The organism is Pseudomonas sp. YuFO8 (assembly GCF_035065025.1).
GTDB classification, from domain to species: Bacteria; Pseudomonadota; Gammaproteobacteria; order Pseudomonadales; family Pseudomonadaceae; genus Aquipseudomonas; species Aquipseudomonas putida_AE.
Map to the genome: position 1 here is coordinate 56,594 of NZ_JAXDEQ010000016.1, position 17,085 is coordinate 73,678.

14 protein-coding genes are annotated in these 17,085 nt (G+C 54.5%); 3 read left to right on the forward strand and 11 right to left on the reverse strand.

Features of this window, described 5'->3' with window-relative positions; all coding sequences use genetic code 11:
* Positions 1–64 precede the first annotated feature (64 nt).
* The gene (locus SOP95_RS16205; protein ID WP_323607611.1) at positions 65–1,411 is read left to right on the forward strand and encodes an aspartate aminotransferase family protein; all 1,347 of its coding nucleotides are present in this window, start codon (positions 65–67) and stop codon (positions 1,409–1,411) included.
* A gap of 62 nt (positions 1,412–1,473) precedes the next feature.
* On the forward strand, positions 1,474–2,970 hold the full coding sequence (locus SOP95_RS16210) for a CoA-acylating methylmalonate-semialdehyde dehydrogenase (RefSeq protein WP_323607612.1): 1,497 nt from the start codon (positions 1,474–1,476) through the stop codon (positions 2,968–2,970).
* Positions 2,971–4,121: 1,151 nt separating this feature from the next.
* Here the strand turns inward: SOP95_RS16210 and SOP95_RS16220 are convergent.
* The 7 genes from SOP95_RS16220 to SOP95_RS16250 all read right to left on the reverse strand — a co-directional run bounded on the left by SOP95_RS16220 (position 4,122) and on the right by SOP95_RS16250 (position 11,312).
* Positions 4,122–5,525 carry a purine-cytosine permease family protein gene (locus tag SOP95_RS16220; RefSeq protein WP_323607613.1) on the reverse strand — a complete coding sequence of 468 codons (1,404 nt, stop codon included), beginning with the start codon at positions 5,523–5,525 and terminating at the stop codon, positions 4,122–4,124.
* A 301-nt stretch (positions 5,526–5,826) separates the two neighbouring features.
* Positions 5,827–6,123 (reverse strand): hypothetical protein, encoded by a 297-nt coding sequence (locus SOP95_RS16225; protein WP_323607614.1) that lies wholly within the window; start codon positions 6,121–6,123, stop codon positions 5,827–5,829.
* A gap of 82 nt (positions 6,124–6,205) precedes the next feature.
* A complete protein-coding gene (locus SOP95_RS16230; protein ID WP_323607660.1) occupies positions 6,206–6,985 on the reverse strand; it encodes an ABC transporter substrate-binding protein in 780 nt (259 codons plus the stop codon).
* Between the two features lie 75 nt (positions 6,986–7,060).
* Complete coding sequence (locus tag SOP95_RS16235; protein ID WP_323607615.1) at positions 7,061–8,008, reverse strand: ornithine cyclodeaminase family protein; 948 nt, start codon at positions 8,006–8,008, stop codon at positions 7,061–7,063.
* Complete coding sequence (locus SOP95_RS16240) at positions 8,005–8,982, reverse strand: threonine/serine dehydratase (protein WP_323607617.1); 978 nt, start codon at positions 8,980–8,982, stop codon at positions 8,005–8,007. The genes SOP95_RS16235 and SOP95_RS16240 overlap by 4 nt, the downstream gene beginning before the upstream one ends.
* Positions 8,983–9,001: 19 nt before the next feature.
* Positions 9,002–10,126 (reverse strand): succinylglutamate desuccinylase/aspartoacylase family protein, encoded by a 1,125-nt coding sequence (locus SOP95_RS16245; protein ID WP_323607618.1) that lies wholly within the window; start codon positions 10,124–10,126, stop codon positions 9,002–9,004.
* A gap of 553 nt (positions 10,127–10,679) precedes the next feature.
* Positions 10,680–11,312 carry a helix-turn-helix transcriptional regulator gene (locus tag SOP95_RS16250; RefSeq protein ID WP_323607620.1) on the reverse strand — a complete coding sequence of 211 codons (633 nt, stop codon included), beginning with the start codon at positions 11,310–11,312 and terminating at the stop codon, positions 10,680–10,682.
* A 263-nt stretch (positions 11,313–11,575) separates the two neighbouring features.
* Between SOP95_RS16250 and SOP95_RS16255 the strand changes: the two genes are divergently transcribed.
* A complete protein-coding gene (locus tag SOP95_RS16255; protein ID WP_034149084.1) occupies positions 11,576–12,196 on the forward strand; it encodes a tyrosine-type recombinase/integrase in 621 nt (206 codons plus the stop codon).
* Between the two features lie 118 nt (positions 12,197–12,314).
* Here the strand turns inward: SOP95_RS16255 and SOP95_RS16260 are convergent, their stop codons facing one another.
* The 4 genes from SOP95_RS16260 to SOP95_RS16275 form a co-directional block, all read right to left on the reverse strand.
* Positions 12,315–12,533: a hypothetical protein gene (locus tag SOP95_RS16260; RefSeq protein ID WP_323607621.1), complete on the reverse strand. Its 219-nt coding sequence runs from the start codon at positions 12,531–12,533 to the stop codon at positions 12,315–12,317.
* Positions 12,534–12,967: 434 nt separating this feature from the next.
* A complete protein-coding gene (locus SOP95_RS16265) occupies positions 12,968–14,296 on the reverse strand; it encodes an amidohydrolase (protein ID WP_323607622.1) in 1,329 nt (442 codons plus the stop codon).
* A 60-nt stretch (positions 14,297–14,356) separates the two neighbouring features.
* The gene (locus SOP95_RS16270) at positions 14,357–15,679 is read right to left on the reverse strand and encodes an OprD family outer membrane porin (RefSeq protein WP_323607623.1); all 1,323 of its coding nucleotides are present in this window, start codon (positions 15,677–15,679) and stop codon (positions 14,357–14,359) included.
* Between the two features lie 85 nt (positions 15,680–15,764).
* Positions 15,765–17,063 carry an MFS transporter gene (locus SOP95_RS16275; protein ID WP_323607624.1) on the reverse strand — a complete coding sequence of 433 codons (1,299 nt, stop codon included), beginning with the start codon at positions 17,061–17,063 and terminating at the stop codon, positions 15,765–15,767.
* Positions 17,064–17,085: the final 22 nt, after the last annotated feature.

Below are 17,085 nucleotides of genomic sequence, written 5' to 3' on the forward strand. Positions count from 1 at the left end.
GCTTTAACTCATCAATAGGTTGGGCGCAAGCTTACGTCAACATCCCACACCCGAGATTTGCCCCATGAATCAATTCTCACTTGTTACCCCTGAGGCCACTCACCAGCTAAAGCTAAATGCTCACTGGATGCCTTTCTCCTCCAATCGCAACTTTCGACGCGACCCACGTTTCATCGTTGGTGCTGAAGGCAGTTATCTGATCGACGATCAAGGTCGCCGAATCTTTGACAGCCTCTCTGGCCTTTGGACCTGCGGTGCCGGGCACAATCGCAACGAAATCCAGGATGCAGTGGCCAAGCAACTGGGCAACCTCGATTACGCTCCAGGATTCCAATACGGTCACCCGCTTTCTTATCGACTGGCCGAGAAAATTACAGAGCTGACCCCGTCTGGACTCGATCATGTGTTCTACACCGGATCTGGTTCAGAGTGCGCTGATACCGCAGTGAAAATGGCGCGCGCCTATTGGCGCCTGAAAGGCCTTCCGAGCAAAACAAAATTCATCGGTCGTGCACGTGGTTACCACGGTGTGAACATCGCTGGCACTAGCCTTGGCGGTATCGGTGGCAATCGCAAAATGTTCGGTCAGATGATGGATGTCGATCACTTGCCACACACCCTGCAACCGCACCTGGCATTTACAAAAGGCATGGCCGAAACGGGTGGCGTCGAGCTGGCAAACGAGTTGCTGAAGCTGATTGAACTGCATGACGCCTCTAACATTGCGGCAGTGATCGTCGAACCCATGTCCGGTTCCGCTGGTGTAATCGTACCGCCAGTCGGCTACCTACAGCGCCTGCGTGAGATCTGCACGCAGCACAACATCCTGTTGATCTTCGATGAAGTCATCACTGCTTTTGGACGCATGGGTAAATGGACAGGCTCGGAATACTTCGGCGTCGTCCCGGACATCATGAACACGGCGAAACAAATTACTAACGGAGCGATACCGCTGGGCGCAGTCATTGCTTCAAGCGAAATCTACAACACCTTCATGAACCAGGCGATTCCTGAGCACATAACTGAGTTCGCTCATGGTTACACTTATTCCGGACACCCGGTGGCCTGTGCCGCCAGCTTGGCCACGCTGGATTTGCTTAAACGCGACAACCTTATTGAACAGTCGGCCAACCTTGCGCCGGTTTTCGAGTCGGCGCTGCACGGCTTGAAAGACTCTAAACACGTGCTGGACATTCGCAATTGTGGCCTCGCTGGCGCAATCCAAATTGCTTCACGCGATGGTGATCCTACGATTCGTCCATTCGAGGCCGGGATCAAGTTATGGAAGGCCGGTTTCTACGTCCGCTTTGGCGGTGACACTCTGCAATTTGGGCCAACCTTCAACACCCAGCCGGAAGAGCTCGACCGCTTGTTCAACGCTGTCGGCGATATTTTGCACCAGGTCGACTGATCACCTCCCCTTGCTGTTTCCCAGCCCTGAATGACAACCAAAAAAAATATCTGGAGCCCCATATGCGCCCTATCGAACACCTGATCAACGGTGAGTTGATCAATAACAACGGCCGCACGGCGGATGTGTTCAACCCGTCCACCGGTGAGGTGATACAAAAGGTGGCCTTGGCCGATTGTGCCACCGTGCAGAAAGCTATTGATGCCGCACAGATAGCCTTCCCCGCCTGGCGTAACACTCCGCCAGCCAAACGTGCGCAAATCATGTACCGCTTCAAGCAACTGCTGGAAGTCAATGAAGCGCGGATTGCCAGACTGATTAGCCAGGAGCATGGCAAAACTCTGGAGGACGCCACTGGCGAGCTCAAACGCGGCATCGAAAACGTTGAATACGCTTGCTCTGCTCCGGAAATTCTAAAGGGCGAATACAGCCGCAACGTGGGTCCGAACATTGATGCCTGGAGCGACTTTCAGCCGCTGGGTGTAGTCGCCGGCATCACCCCGTTCAACTTCCCGGCAATGGTACCGCTGTGGATGTATCCGCTCGCCATTGTTTGCGGCAACTGCTTCATTTTGAAACCGTCCGAGCGCGACCCAAGCTCCACTCTGTTGATTGCCGAGTTGCTGCTGGAAGCCGGCCTGCCAAAGGGTGTCATGAACGTAGTGCATGGTGACAAAGAGGCGGTAGATGCGTTGATCGCGGCGCCAGAAGTCAAAGCGCTTAGCTTCGTCGGTTCCACGCCAATTGCCGAATATATTTATGCGGAAGGCACCAAACGCGGCAAGCGCGTGCAGGCTCTAGGGGGGGCCAAGAACCACGCAGTACTAATGCCAGATGCCGATCTGGATAACGCTGTTAGCGCGCTGATGGGCGCTGCCTATGGTTCGTGTGGTGAGCGCTGCATGGCGATCTCTGTGGCTGTTTGTGTAGGCGATCAGGTAGCCGATGCGTTGGTGGCCAAGCTGGTTCCGCAAATTAAGGCTCTGAAAATTGGTGCCGGCACATCCTGCGGTCTGGACATGGGTCCACTGGTCACCGGTCAACATCGCGACAAGGTTCGAGGTTACGTCGATGACGGCCTACAAGAGGGTGCCGAATTGGTGGTCGACGGTCGCAACCTGGTAGTCTCAGGCTTAGAGTCCGGTTTCTTCCTTGGCGGGTGCCTGTTTGACCATGTCACCCCAGAGATGCGCATCTACCAGGAAGAAATCTTCGGCCCGGTCTTGTGTATCGTACGTGTCAGTAGCCTGGAAGAAGCAATGCGGCTGATCAACGATCACGAATACGGCAACGGTACCTGCATCTTTACCCGTGATGGCGAAGCGGCTCGACTGTTCTGTGACGAGATTGAAGTTGGCATGGTTGGGGTTAACGTGCCCCTGCCAGTGCCCGTGGCTTACCACAGCTTCGGTGGCTGGAAGCGCTCATTGTTCGGTGACCTTCATGCTTACGGTCCGGACGGCGTGCGTTTCTACACACGCCGCAAAGCCATCACCCAGCGCTGGCTAAAGCGTGCGACCCAGGAGGCCGCACAATTTGCTTTTCCCAGCAATGGCTAACTCACTATTCTGAGTCGACGCATTTGTTTCTGCGATCCTTTGCAGGTCGCAGAGACGAATGGTTTCAGTTGTTTCTTGGGCTTTCCATGACACAGAGACGAACTGATTTTTAGGCTAAGTGGGTGCCGAGTAACCCCCTGGACAAGGTTGGGTCCCCTTGGCACTTGGCAATGGGTCTGCATAGATAACATCACCTCAAGGCCCCGGGTCTGTCTCTTCCATGCTGCGCTTCCCACCGCAATCGGCTCTTCGGCGCAAAAAAAAAGCAGTGCCAATCATCGTCGCTCTTCGCGCAAGCATGCTCGCCCCAAGGCATTGCGCTCCCGAAAGATCGGCCATCGCCGAGCCCCGTAGACTACAGCCTTAAATCCGAGATGCGCTGCTAGGTGCAACCAAATCCGATCATGAGTACTAAGTGATTTAACTTGTTGTCAGCAGGCGCGTTACGCAGCGGCAAGCACGGCTGCCAATCGGCGCGGTTCAATAGGAATGGTCAGTACGCCTGTTTGAAGGCGGTCTCAAGCATCTGCCGATGCAACAGGCGAGTGAAATTACCGAAAGCTAACGAATGCACACCGACCGTTGCAGTGATACTCAGCCCTAGAGATTGTATGTTAAAGGCAAGGTAAAGATTTTTTGTTGGAGTTAACGATGAAAATAATCGGAAGAGTCGAAGTCGACACCGTCACTGATGTGAGGTGCGATGTATGCTGTTGTTCGACCGGCTTGGATATGGGCGGGCATCAGTACGGCACCCTACAAGCAAACTGGGGCCATGGCACTGTCCATGATGGGGAGCGCTATGAAGTTCACCTGTGTGAGATATGCTTCTTCCGAACGTTGGCTTTCCTCAAGCAGGAGCGACGATCTCAAAAACTGCATAGCAAGAATGGCCATGAGCTCCTTCGATAATTTCGATCTGCTCACGAAATATGATTATAGCTTTAGATTAATTGAGCGATTGATGCATGGAGAGTGTAAAGAAATGATTACCAAAAGCATAATTATGAGTAGTCGCTCATAGATCACGGAGAACTTAAAGCACAAGTCCCACCTGATCATCCATCAAAAACTTGATACAGCTCTCGCATTGAAATAGAACGAGTCCGTCTCAATGCGAGGCTGTATAATGAGCTGATTTGTTATCGTAATTACCGAACCGATGCCGGTACCGCAGCAACAACTTTTCTGGCTAAAATATAATGGGCGAGCCCAGGAATGATCAAGCCAATAATCCAGGAAATATCCACACCTCCCAATCTTTCAACCAATGGCCCGGTATATAAGCTCGTTGCAATGAACGGCATCTGGATCAGCACACCGAAAACGTATGTGCTAATACCGACAGCGTTCCACCGACCATATTGACCGTTAGGGTCGAAGAGAGCATTTAGATTGTATCGACCTTTGTTGACGAAGTAGAAATCAACGAGATTAATTGCGCTCCATGGCGTGAAAAATGCCAATAGGAACAGGATGAACGATTTAAACGTCCCGATGAACGAATCTTCACCGATCAGTGCAACTGCTGTGGAGGCTCCTACAATGCATAATACAAAACCTATACGCTGGGCTTGGGTAATCACAACGTCACCACGGAAACCACTGATTACCGTTGCAGCGCACATGAAGCTACCGTACGCATTCAGCGTCGAAATGGTGAGCTTGCCAAATGCGATGCTGAAGTAAATCAGCGCTGCGGCCAGCCCCGTGCTGCTCAATCCAACGATGACGGATACTTCGTGGCCAGCAAAACTTGATCCTGCCAATGCGGCTGCAAACACTCCGAGTACCATTGATGTTTGGGCGCCGATGACTGACCCAAGGCCTACCGCGAGTATGGTCTTCGACGAGGACGTGTTGCTCGGCAAGTAGCGAGAGTAATCTGCAACGTACGGACCATAAGCTATCTGCCAAGAGGCTGATAGCGAAACTGCAAGTAAGAAGCTGCCCCATTCAAAATGACGAATAGCCAACAATTTTCCGATGTCGTTATCAAGCGTCAATCGCGCAAAAAGGTAACAGAACGCAACCACTCCTACGACACTGGCTGCGCGGCCGGCCAAATGGATGAATCGGTATCCCATTATGGTCATCAACATCGTGAGACCAGCAAAAATTAATATTCCAGTGCTGTTGGTGACTCCCGCCAACTGCGCAACTGCCTGCCCCGAAAGTATGGCTCCTGTTGCGTTGAAGCCAAGGTACATCAAAGCCACCAAGACAATCGGAATGGTTGCACCGTAAACGCCAAATTGAACCCGACTGGAGATCATCTGAGGCAGTCCTAATTTTGGACCTTGAGCGGCATGCAATGCCATGACTGCCCCGCCAAAGATTTGGCCGATGAGCAGACCAATCAAGGACCAAAATACATCCCCGCCAAGTACAAAAGCCAGGGAGCCAGTCAGTAATGCAGTGATCTGCAAATTACATCCCAACCAAAGAGTGAACTGGCTAAAGAGACTGCCATGCCGCTCAGATTCTGGAATATGGTCGATCGAGCGTGTTTCGATCAGCGCTGGCTGCTGTGAATTATTACGGGGATTGGGCATTTGCTATCTCCACGGGACATCGAAGTGTCCTCGTAATTTTTGTTTGGTGTAAGAGATGGGCAGAAGCGAAAGCGAGTGCTTAAAGAGCAAATTTTTTATTTTTCAGAACGCCCCTTAGAGTAAGGACATAGCGGGTAAAAAATACATACCGAATCAGTTAACCTAGGTTTTCTCCAGCGTTAACTGTTGTGACCCTAACCAATCCCCCCACCCTAAAGCTACGCAATATCAGACAATTAGGAAAAATTCAGGCTCATGGAAATAGAAATGGCGAGCACTCAAGGCTCGCCATTTTAGGTGTCTAAAGCGTTACAAGCATGCCTGAAGGCCAGCTACCGTTGTTTGAGACGGCCTCTAAACACAACTCAACATCACTTACAGGCCAACATACAAAAAAGCCTCCATCGCTCAGCTTCGGATGTTTGAACTTCCATGTTCGCTCACTTTCTTGATTGAGCTTTGGAACTGATTCACCTAATCGAACGATGGTGAAAAATCCGGCAGGGGTGGGTTGTCGATCAATTACCTTGCTAGATCCATGCTCAAAATTTCCCAGCATCTCTTGAAGTGCCATAACTTCTAGCGATTCGAGTTGCATCGAATATGCTCGCTCGTGATCTTTCAGTGGTTCGCCGAAGCATACCACTCAATTGTGTTAGCCTATTTGATGGATTTGAAATTTATTCGCCGTAAATATCAAACTTGAAATAGCGGTCTTGGATATTCTCGTACACACCGTTTTCCCGGATTGATGCCAGGGCGCTGTTGAATCGCTCAGTCAGGGCTTTGTCGCCCTTACGCACAGCAATTCCCACCCCATCACCGAAGTACTTTGAGTCTCTCAGGGGTTCGCCTGCAAATGCGTAGCCTTTACCGTTGGGTGTGTCGAGGAATCCCATTTGAATCGCGACATCATCTCCCTGAACAGCTTCGAGTCGACCGGCAATCAAATCCAGGTAGGCTTCATTGAGCGACGCGTAGCGGACAACCTGAGCGCCTGCGGGAGTGAGAACTTCCGTAGCAAAGCGATCATGGATTCCCGCCCGCTGAACCCCCACTCGCTTGCCCGATAACCCCGAAAAATTGGTACCCAAGTCGCTACCCTCACGCATCACCAAGCGGCTGGCTGCCTGGTAGTAGCGATTGGTGAAGTCGACGGATTTCTTTCGCTCATCACTGATGGTCAAGGAGGAAATTATCGCATCCACCTTCCTAACCTTGAGTGAGGGGATCAGCCCATCGAATTCCTGCTCCACCCACTGACATTTGACCTGCATCTGCGCACAAAGGGCATTTCCGATGTCGTAATCAAATCCAGTAATTTCCCCTTTATCTGTTTTTGATGCAAATGGGGGATATGCGGCTTCTATACCAATTCGAAGGGTATCAGCCGCACTTGTGTAAGAGGCCATCACGAGGGCGAGTGCTGAGACAGAAAACAGAACGGAAAGCTTTTTTATTTTCATAATTACGCTCCGAGGAAGATCTCGCGCGCTTAGGTTTGGCGCACGAGTTGGGGAAATAAACGAGGGGGATTAGCCGTTCATGGATGCCAACGCACAACTAGAGATCTGGGCATCCTGCACAGCCACACCAGTTAGGTCGACCAGCGTGATCTGATCATCGCTTTCACGACCTTTCACACGACCGGCGAGCAATGCACCAAGCTCTGCCAACTGGGCTTCCTCGATCAGTCCTGCCTTCAGTGCGTGCGAGATCTCTCCGTACTGACTGCACTGATAAATGGAGTCCACGATGATGCGATCAGCCCGGGCGACTAGAGCCGCATCCAGCTCTTGCTTGCCAGGGGCATCAGCACCTACGGCCGTGATGTGGGTCCCAGGTTGAATCCACTCGCTCTTGAGTAGAGGCTCACGCGATGGGGTAACGCAGATGATCAGGTTTGCGGACCGTGCGACATCTTCCGGGTTACGAGTGGTTTGCACCTCATAGCCCAGAGATGTTGCGAACGATTTATAGGCCTCAAGCTCAGCATCATCACGGCCCCACACCACAACCTTGCGGCAATCAGTGACAGCATGAAGCTGCTCCAAATGCATCCGTGCCTGCATACCAGCTCCCACGATGCCGATTGCCCTCACTTCTCGCGGAGCCAACAGGCGCGCAGCAATTCGCCCAGCGAGCGCTGTACGGATGCAAGTCAGCCAGCCCTCGTCCTGCAACAAAGCCAGAGGCTGCCCGGTAGTCGCGGACAGCACCATCATCAGTCCATCGTTACTCTCCAAGCCTTTGGCCGGGTTGTCGTAAAAGCCCGTAGAAATCTTCACAGTAAAGGTATCGCTGCCTTTGACGTAGGCAGATTTAACGCAGCAATCACCATTGGCCTCGACAAACGAAAATGCTTGTACTGGTGGTACTTGTACCTCGCCGTTGGAGAAAGCTATGAAGCCTTCCTCCAATCGCTTCACGGCCAGATTTAGGTCAAGTTGGGAAATGATCTGTTGCTTGTTGAAGACTTTCATTTAACGGCTCCAAGGAATTTTTCGAGAAGGATGTTGCGACCGCAAATGACCACCGCAACACGTTTGCCACGGTATTCCTTCGCCAGTTTCTTCATGCTGGCCACCGCGACGCCTGCGGCACCTTCGATGATCCAGCGCTCACAGCCTGCGACATCGCGCATTGCTGCTTTGATTTCTTCCTCGCTAACCAGCACGGTGCGGGACAACAAGTTTTGACAGAGTGGGAAGGTAATACTGCCTGGTTCGATACCACCGGCAGTGCCGTCAGAGATGGTGTCATCCTCTTCCATCTCGATAATCTCGCCGGCCTCGAGGGACCGTTGCATGGTCGGTGCATTTGCTGGCCAGCAACCAATGATCTCGACGTTCGGACTGAGGGCTCGCAGAGCAGCGCCAATACCGGAAACCATCCCACCACCACCTACCGCCACGAACACAGCGTCAAGATCAGGAGCTTGTTCGAACAACTCGACTCCGATCGTGCCCTGGCCGGCGATGATTTCTGGATCGTTGTAGGGAGAAACGAAAGGTTTACCTTGAATGGCAGCTTGACGTGCTGCTTCCAATTCCACGCTCAATGGGTCGAGATCAAGGCTAACAACTTCAGCGCCAAGAGCACGGATCGCATCCAACTTGTAGGCGGAGGCCGAGGTTGTGGTGTAGACGGTAACCGGAACACCCAACACCTTGCCGGCGAGCGCCAGACCCTGCCCGTGATTGCCTGAAGATGCGGTGATCACACCCAACTGACGCTGCGCTTCAGGCAGAAGGCGGATTTTGTTGCTGGCACCCCGGAATTTGAACGAGCCGGTATGTTGCAAGTGCTCGCATTTCAGGTAGACCTCACAGCCCGTCATGGCGGAAAGTCGAGCACTGTAAGTAAGAGGCGTCACAGCCACTTCGGGTCGCAATGCTTTGTGTGCTTCGGAGATAGCGTCGTACAAAGCCGACAAACTGTTTTGATCAACGGACATTTCAAAATTCCTTCGTGAATCAGAAGTGATTGAGTAGTTGGCCAGCCCGGCGATTGGGCAACGGTTCAATGCCGGCTAGCAGCGCGACTCGCTGACCTGCTCGAACCAGTTTGAATAAGGGTTGAACCGTGATCACCCCATCCACATCACTCAAGATGGGCAACCTATGCGCGCCAATTGCCGCGTCGATTGGTACCAGTTCGCCGATCAACTCCCCTTTTGAAACTGCTTCCCCGACTCGTTTTTTCCAAACGAGCAAACCATGTCCAGGGGACGGCAAGTGGCTTGCACCTTCCAGCGGATACACTTTCGGAATGCATTTCGCCTCGACCGGGCTATCAAGCCGAATCAACCCCTCTAAAGCGAGAAAATCCAAAATGCCCAAGGCATCTAGGCGAGCTAGTTGATCATCGACATCGGCCTGCCCACGCAGCTCGATGCTCGCCGCAAATGGGCGCTCCTCGATGCTGCGAAGGCCTTTTTCAATAAGCCAGTCCCACGGCCGATTACATGACTCATCAAACGGCTGGCCGCCAGCTGACTTTTCAAGAAAAACAATCTCGATGTTCATGCATTCGGCGAGCGTCAATGCCTGATCACGTTGCGCATCGTTTGCGTAAAGATGGAGTACACCAGCTGTGTCGCAGTGCAGGTCCAATACAACGTCATGCTGCAGCGCTTCGCCTAAGAGCGTCTGGCGAACAGCGCTAACTGTGTCGGCCGGGGATAACGCCGCGACTGCGTGCACGAGTCGCTGGGTAGGCGTCAGCTTTTCGCAAGCATGATCGTTGAGTTGCGCGTCCAATACAGGAAGCAGGTCTGGGAAGTTGCGGTTAAAGTTTTCACCGTTCGCCAGATTGAATCGCCCAGTCCAAAACCCAAGAACGTTTTGGGTCATGCCAACCGGATTGGCGAATGGGCACAACACGATGCGGCCCAGGATTCTGTTCTGTTGATGGAGCTCCACCAACAACTCCTGCAAATGCTGAATGACCAACAATCCAGGATGCTCATCAGCATGCAAGCCAGCCTGGATGTACGCACTGCGCGAGCTCCCATTGCCGGTGAACTCGTGATTATGCAAACGAACTGTGTTACCCGGGCCGAGTGGTGGCAAATCCGTAAAACGGGTCTCGATCGACATGACGGCATCATCGCTGACGTGGAATATGCGTCCAGGATAGACCCGATTTCTCTATGTGACAATAGCCTGTATTGCGCGAGGTGCGGTCAAACATGCCAGAAAATCAGTTGCGATTATGGTCTCGACCGCTCTAAAACGGGGTTATAAGCTGAAAATAGTTATCTACACATTTGTGGAATTAAAATCTCCCGTAGAAAAAAATATGTCTATCGAGAGAGCTGCACCCCCGAACCCGCCCTCGCTTCGGAGGCTGCTTCTCTTGGAGCCTTCTCATTTGGACCACACCGCTCAGACTCGCGCACAGGCGTATTGCTAAGCAGAGGTTGCGCTGCTTCTCGTATGTGAGCTGAAATTTTCGCTACTTCAGACCCCTGTTCACGGCGTCTGATTAGCTCCCTACAAATTGGGGCTACCTGATCGTCGCCGGAATTGTCTAGTGAGGAGCAGCTGAGAAATTTTTAAGGGGGGCGTCTTCGGCTATTTGCAGGAATGCGTGGGAGTGGATCATCAAGGAGCCAAGTGTTTGACGTCGGCTCCTTCGTGCACACGCTGGCTAGCCTCGAAGTTGTTTCAAATATTTGTAAACCGTAGCGCGCCCCATGTTAAGGACATTAGCTACATAATCAGCTCCGCTGCGGCCTTCAAATGCGCCTTCAGCAAATAGCGCTTCCACCAAAGCGCGCTTGTCCTGGTTCTTGAGAGTACGTAGCGACAAATTGCGCTCATGTAGCCATGCATGCAGGAAGGTATTTATTCGCTCCTGCCAATCATCCTTGAACAGCGCATCGGGTTGCGGAATCAGTCGGCTGACTTGGAAGAATGCAGCCAGTGCATGATGAGCTTGCTCCAGAATGGAGAAGTTTAGGTTTATGCAAAGCAGGTATTCAGCCTTGCCATCCTGATCACAGAGCACACCGGTGATTGAGCGGATTTTTTGCCCATTCCAGTTGATTTTCTCGTAAGGACCTATGCTGGTTGCATGGCCGAGATCGCCCAGCTCCTGATCAAGTGCTGAGTCATCACCCAGTTTGCGCTTGGAGAAATTATTTGCGATGTGGACCACAGTCTGAGATTTCACATGATGAACAATGACTTCTGCGTGAGGGAAAAGCAGCGTTGCGATGCAGTCCGCAACAACCTTGTAGTTATCAATTTTTTCGTAAGCATTGACTGATTGATTCGGCATTGATGGGGCTCAGGTAAGTGTCGGGCACCGTTCACTCGGTGGCATATTTGTCCATGGTGGACTCAACACCTATGCTTATCAAGTTTCTGCTTTGATCGTTCTACCCTGCATTTGGCTCGCGAGGAAGGCTACTTGCGGCCCACCACGAGCGACCGCTATGGGTCGATTTATGCCTTTGCTGACAGGCAGCTATGGGTCTGATAGCCACCACCAGCCATTGTGACTGATCCACCCTTGTCTTCCCTCAACGTGGAGGACGAGCCATGAACACTGTTGCTAGATACCGCCATCAGCCTTGGAACAAGGGAAAGCTTGTCGGTCAGAAAGCCCCGCTCCGAGTCAGAGATATCTGGGCTATCCGAGTAAGACTTCAGCTTGCTGAGAAGACGCGTGATTTGGCGCTCTTCAACTTGGCCATCGATAGCAAGCTGCGTGCCTGTGACTTAACCAAATTGCGGGTCCGAGACATTGCCCATGGGGAGCATGTGTCGTCACGGGCCATCGTGATGCAGCAGAAAACTCAACACCCAGTGCAATTTGAAATCACTGAACAGACCCGAACGGTTCTGGAAGCGTGGATGCGCCAGGCGCGTCTCCGCAGTGAGGATTTCTTGTTCCCGAGCCGGTTGCACGCTTCAGAGCATTTATCCACCAGGCAATACGCTCGAATAGTCAAAGCATGGGTGACAACCATTGGCCTTGACCCAACCATGTATGGTACTCACACGCTACGGAGAACCAAGGCTTCGTTGATTTATCGCAGGACGAAGAACCTTAGAGCGGTCCAACTCCTGCTTGGTCATACGAAGCTTGAAAGCACTGTCAGGTACTTGGGAATCGAAGTCGATGATGCCTTGGAAATGGCGGAGCAGACGGAGGTGTGACCATTCACTGCGACGGTCATGCCAGACCGTCGCTATCCGTTCCTTTACCAGTCAATTGTGTCTAAAAAGTCGGGGAGCCATTCAAATCAGAGGGCAGTCCTGGACCTCTCTGAGTGATCTAAGACTGGCGTACCCTCATAATGGAATCTGTGATGGCTTGAGCATTTGTGTCCAGCGTTTCCATTGCCGATATCGCATTAGAGGCGACACTGCCTACCCCATTTTCTGACAGCCACTTGGTGATTTCTTCTATCGCTGCACATAGAGCGTGCTGGTTGTGGAGGAGCAATGTCAGAGCGTCCGCTGTGGCGATTTTGCAATTTGAGTTATCGGGCATGACGGTCGTCCTTGAGTAATGATGCCGGAAGCCTAGCTCATCTCATCTCGCCGTTGCCTTTCCCAGATCTACCCAGCTATTTGGACTCGATCTGACGGTCCTTTGGACCGAATTTGACCTGTACGTGCCTAGTTTATGACCGGCAGAGGTCGATCTGTTACCGCCGACGCATTTTTCACCTACACGCCAGAATTTCATTGACCTAGCTTCGAACTCCGAGTTCGTTGTTGAGTTTCGCTTTCAGACTGCTGGGGTGGGTCAGAATAGCGTCGGCACCTGGGTCAAAAATGCATTGGCGGTAACACCTTGTAGGAGCGGGCTTGCCCGCGATGGTCTTTAACGAGGACGCGGAGTTCCTGGAGCTCCGCGGCAGTCTCGGGTTCATCGCTGTCAAGCACGCTCTCTCAAAGGCATGAACCGCCTACGCTAATCCGTCAGGATTTCCCAGTAACCCGCCCCACATAGTTCAACACAAACTGCACATACGCCTTGACCCCAGTGGTCAGTGTCCCATCATCCACCGAAAAATACGGGCTATGGTTGGGTGCCGCCTTGTTCATGTCCTGCCCCTCAGGCGTCGCGCCGAGAAACACGAACAGCCCCGGGACTTTTTCCGCGTATAGCGAGAAGTCTTCGCTGGGCGACAGTGAGGCCGGCAGCCGCTCGACTTTGCCCGGCGCCGCCAATTCCAGCGCCGGGACCATCGCTTCGGTCAAGCCAGGATTATTGGTGGTCACCGGTGCGTAGTGCATCACTTCCAGGTCGGCCTTGACCTCATAGGCACTGGCGATGCCGCTGACCAGGGTCGGCATTTTAGCCAGGATGGTGTCGCGGATATCGGCGCTGTTGGTGCGGATGGTGCCGGACAGGGTCACGGTTTCGGGAATTATGTTGGTGGTGGTGCCGCCGTTGATCGAGCCGACACTAATCACGCCCATGCCCTTGGTCAAGTCGATGCGACGGCTGACAAGGGTCTGCAGGCCGTCGACGATTTTCTCGCTGGCGACAATCGGGTCGACCCCGGTCCATGGTGCCGAGCCATGGGTCTGCTTACCGTTGACCGTGATGCGGAAATCGTCGGCACTGTTCAACGCGGTGCCTGGCTTGTAGTACAGGTGCCCGCTCGGGTAGCCGGACATCACGTGAACGCCGAACACCGCTTCAACTTTCGGTGAATCCAGCGCGCCGTCGCGGATCATCGCCTTGGCGCCGATCACCGCGTGAGTATCGAAGTCGTCGACGTCGGCCGCGCCCTCTTCCGCCGGCTGGAACAGAAACACCACGGTGCCCGGCACATCCTCACGGTGTTCGGCCAGGACCCGGGCAGCGCCCAGCAACATCGCAGTGTGAGCATCATGGCCGCAGGCGTGCATCACCGGCACGGTCTTGCCCAGGCGCACGCCCTCGGCCTTGCTGGCGAATGGCAGGCCGGTCATTTCCTTGACCGGCAATGCATCCATGTCGGCACGCAGGGCGACTACAGCGCCAGGCTTCCCACCGCGCAATACCCCGACTACACCGGTCTTGCCCACGCCGGTGCGTACTTCGATGCCCCAGGATTTCAGTTGCTGGGCGACCAGCACGGAGGTCTGGACCTCCATGTTTCCCAGTTCCGGGTGTTGGTGAATGCTGTGGCGCAGGTCGATCACTTGCGCACTGGCTGCGGTGACGGCCGGATTCACCCAGGGTGCATCGGCGGCGTTGCACAGCGTGGAAGCCATGGCCGCGAATATGGCGAGGCCAAGAGGGGCTGGAAATTTCATCGGTGGGTATCCCTTTTGTTTTTTGTTGTTGGAAACGGTTTTGGATCGGAAGCACTGCGGTCAAAAGATCCGCAACGGCCACTCGACCACGACAATGTTCATGGTGATGTCGCCATCCGGCTGGCCGCCAATGGCGTTGTGCATGCCCCGGCGCAGGCGCACGCGCATGTCCTTGGCCGGACCGCTTTGCACGACGTAGCGTGCTTCCAGGTCCAGTTCCTTGTGCGAGGCGCCGTCGGCATTGGCCCAGGCGCCGTAGTGCGGATTGGGCGAGCTGGTGATGTCGTAGCCGTAGACATAGCGCCCCATAAAGCTCAAGCCGGGCACGCCGTAGGGCGCCAAGTCGAGGTCGTAGCGCACTTGCCAGGACTTTTCGTTGGGGCCGTTGAAGTCGGACGCCATGACTGCGTTGCTGAGGAAGATCGAATTACCGAAGGCTCCGGAACCATTGTTGCCAAAGCCGATGTAGTCGAACGGGGTATCGCCGATGACGTGTTGGAAGGCGACGGTGAGCTTGTGATTGAGCAGCGAGTAGGCCATCAGGCCGGACCAGGCCGTGGTGTCGATAGCGCCGGCATTGGCCTGACCCTGGTCCCGTGAGTGGTAGAGGTTGCCCTCCAGGTCGAAGCGGCTGCCTGAGCTGGGCTTCCAGGCATAACTGCTGCCGATGTACTGCTGGCGCCACAGATCTTCGAACTCAGAGCCGTACAGACTGATGGCCCCCTGCTCGCCCAGCGCATAGCGGCCACCGGCGAAGTCGACAGCGGCGGTCTGCACATTGGCGTAGTTGGCCCAAAGCCCGCCCCGGCTGCTGGTCGAGGCCGGCTCGGTGCCCGCGGTAAAATGCCCGCCTTCGAGCAGCAAATCCTGGACGTCCTTGCTGCTCAGCAGAAAGCCGGTCGCGGTGCTGGGTAAAACCCGTAAGTCCGCGGTGGCGAACACCGGATTCAGCACTTCCATTTGCCCGTAGCGCAATTGGCTTTGCGCGTACCGCAGCTTGAGCGAGGCGCCAGCACGGCCAAAGGCATCTTTGGGCTCGCTCTCGTCATTGATCTGGATGTTGCCGTAACCGGCGTGGCCGGCGCCACCGTCCAGTTTGAATGCGGCGTAGCCGAACGCATCGACGCCAAACCCGACCGGGCCCTGGGTAAAACCCGAGGCAAAACTCAGGCGTTCTCCCAAGGCGACGTCGCGGGGATCGCGCCGATTGTGCTGGCGCTGATCATGACCGTCGCCGGAGATCCGAGTGTTCAAGACATTGAAACGGCTGACCAGGGTCAGATGACTGTCCGCGAGGAAGCCCTGCTCATCGGCTACGCAGATTCCGGAAAAAATCGCCGTGCAGGCAACAGCCAACGGCCACAACTTCGAAGTATGGGACATGCACAAATCCATCAGATTAAAGAGCGCTCGAGCGCCTGTTTTTATTATTCGGCCGTGGATCGGTGCCACGGCCTTCGGGGGTTGCTCAGTCGAGGCGTTTGCCTGCGGTTTCCCTGGACATCGTCACGCCGACGAGGGTGGCGCAGAGACAGATCATCACGTACAGCGCAGGCGCGTGATTGTCCCCGGTCAGACTGATCAGGCCGGTGGCAAAGAACTGGGCGAAACCGCCAAAGATCGAGACGCCGAGGCAGTAGACGAGGGACAGGCCAGTGGCGCGGATGGCGCGAGGGAACATCTCAGTCAGCATGACTACCGACGGTACGGTGATCATCACCAGCAGGAAGGTGTTGAAAATCGATACCAGCATCAGCGTGATAAGCGTCGGGAAATGGGTCATCAACAGGAAGGCCGGGTAAATCAGGATCAGCATCGGCACGCTGCCCAGGACAATGGTGCGACGCCGGCCGATCCGGTCACTGAGCTTGCCGGCCCACAGCGACAGAATGATCTGCACCAGGGCGCCGAGGCAGGACGCGCCAATTCCGACCTGCAGCGGCAGATGCAACACCGCAACGGTGTAGTTGGTCATGTAGTCGAGGACGATGTAACTGCTGGCGGTACCACCGATCGCCATCAGTACCCCGGCGATAAGTACGCGGCGATGATGGGTGAATATCTGCCGCAGCGGTGACGCCTGATGCGCGCTGGGCTCGGCTGCGGTTTCCTGCAGGTGGCGACGGATATACACGCCGACCGGCAGCACCAGCACCCCCACCAGGAAAGGAATGCGCCAGCCCCAGCTTTCCAGATCAGCGTCGCTGAGGCCCGCACTCAAGGCCAAGCTCACCAGCGAGCCCATGAGAAAACTCAAACCCTGGCTGAAGAACTGCCAACTGCCATAGAAGCCGCGGTTGTGATCATCGGCATACTCCATGAGCATCGCGGTCGAGGCGCCGACTTCACCACCGATGGCAAACCCTTGCACCAGCCGCGCCGCAACAATCAACAGCGGCGCCGCCAGACCGATCTGCGCGTAGGTCGGGGTCAGCGCCAGTGCCGTTGAACCCAGCGCCATCAGGCACAGGGTCAACAACATCGCCGGTTTGCGTCCGGCGCGATCGGCATAGGCACCAATGATCAGGCCGCCCAGCGGGCGCATAACGAAGCCCAGGCCGAAGGTCGCCAGCGCCAGCAACAACTGGCCGAGCTCGCTTTGCGCGGGAAAGTACTGCCGACCGATCACAGTGGCAAAAAAACTGAATACCGAAAATTCGAAGAATTCCAGCGCCGAGCCGAAGGTAATGGCGGCGATTGCACGGGAACTCAGGGCAGGACGACAGGCGCGAGCCTCGCCCCCCTGCGCGGTTGCAGTAACGGACATGCTTACTCCTTTGCCAGGCGCA

What these genes read in the sequence shown, in the direction of transcription:
- SOP95_RS16270 (WP_323607623.1), bottom strand. Translation starts at nt 15,679, where the DNA reads ATGTCCCATACTTCGAAGTTGTGGCCGTTGGCTGTTGCCTGCACGGCG.
- SOP95_RS16225 (WP_323607614.1), bottom strand. Translation starts at nt 6,123, where the DNA reads ATGCAACTCGAATCGCTAGAAGTTATGGCACTTCAAGAGATGCTGGGA.
- SOP95_RS16220 (WP_323607613.1), bottom strand. Translation starts at nt 5,525, where the DNA reads ATGCCCAATCCCCGTAATAATTCACAGCAGCCAGCGCTGATCGAAACA.
- SOP95_RS16275 (WP_323607624.1), bottom strand. Translation starts at nt 17,063, where the DNA reads ATGTCCGTTACTGCAACCGCGCAGGGGGGCGAGGCTCGCGCCTGTCGT.
- SOP95_RS16265 (WP_323607622.1), bottom strand. Translation starts at nt 14,296, where the DNA reads ATGAAATTTCCAGCCCCTCTTGGCCTCGCCATATTCGCGGCCATGGCT.
- SOP95_RS16260 (WP_323607621.1), bottom strand. Translation starts at nt 12,533, where the DNA reads ATGCCCGATAACTCAAATTGCAAAATCGCCACAGCGGACGCTCTGACA.
- SOP95_RS16255 (WP_034149084.1), top strand. Translation starts at nt 11,576, where the DNA reads ATGAACACTGTTGCTAGATACCGCCATCAGCCTTGGAACAAGGGAAAG.
- SOP95_RS16245 (WP_323607618.1), bottom strand. Translation starts at nt 10,126, where the DNA reads ATGTCGATCGAGACCCGTTTTACGGATTTGCCACCACTCGGCCCGGGT.
- SOP95_RS16235 (WP_323607615.1), bottom strand. Translation starts at nt 8,008, where the DNA reads ATGAAAGTCTTCAACAAGCAACAGATCATTTCCCAACTTGACCTAAAT.
- SOP95_RS16250 (WP_323607620.1), bottom strand. Translation starts at nt 11,312, where the DNA reads ATGCCGAATCAATCAGTCAATGCTTACGAAAAAATTGATAACTACAAG.
- SOP95_RS16210 (WP_323607612.1), top strand. Translation starts at nt 1,474, where the DNA reads ATGCGCCCTATCGAACACCTGATCAACGGTGAGTTGATCAATAACAAC.
- SOP95_RS16240 (WP_323607617.1), bottom strand. Translation starts at nt 8,982, where the DNA reads ATGTCCGTTGATCAAAACAGTTTGTCGGCTTTGTACGACGCTATCTCC.
- SOP95_RS16205 (WP_323607611.1), top strand. Translation starts at nt 65, where the DNA reads ATGAATCAATTCTCACTTGTTACCCCTGAGGCCACTCACCAGCTAAAG.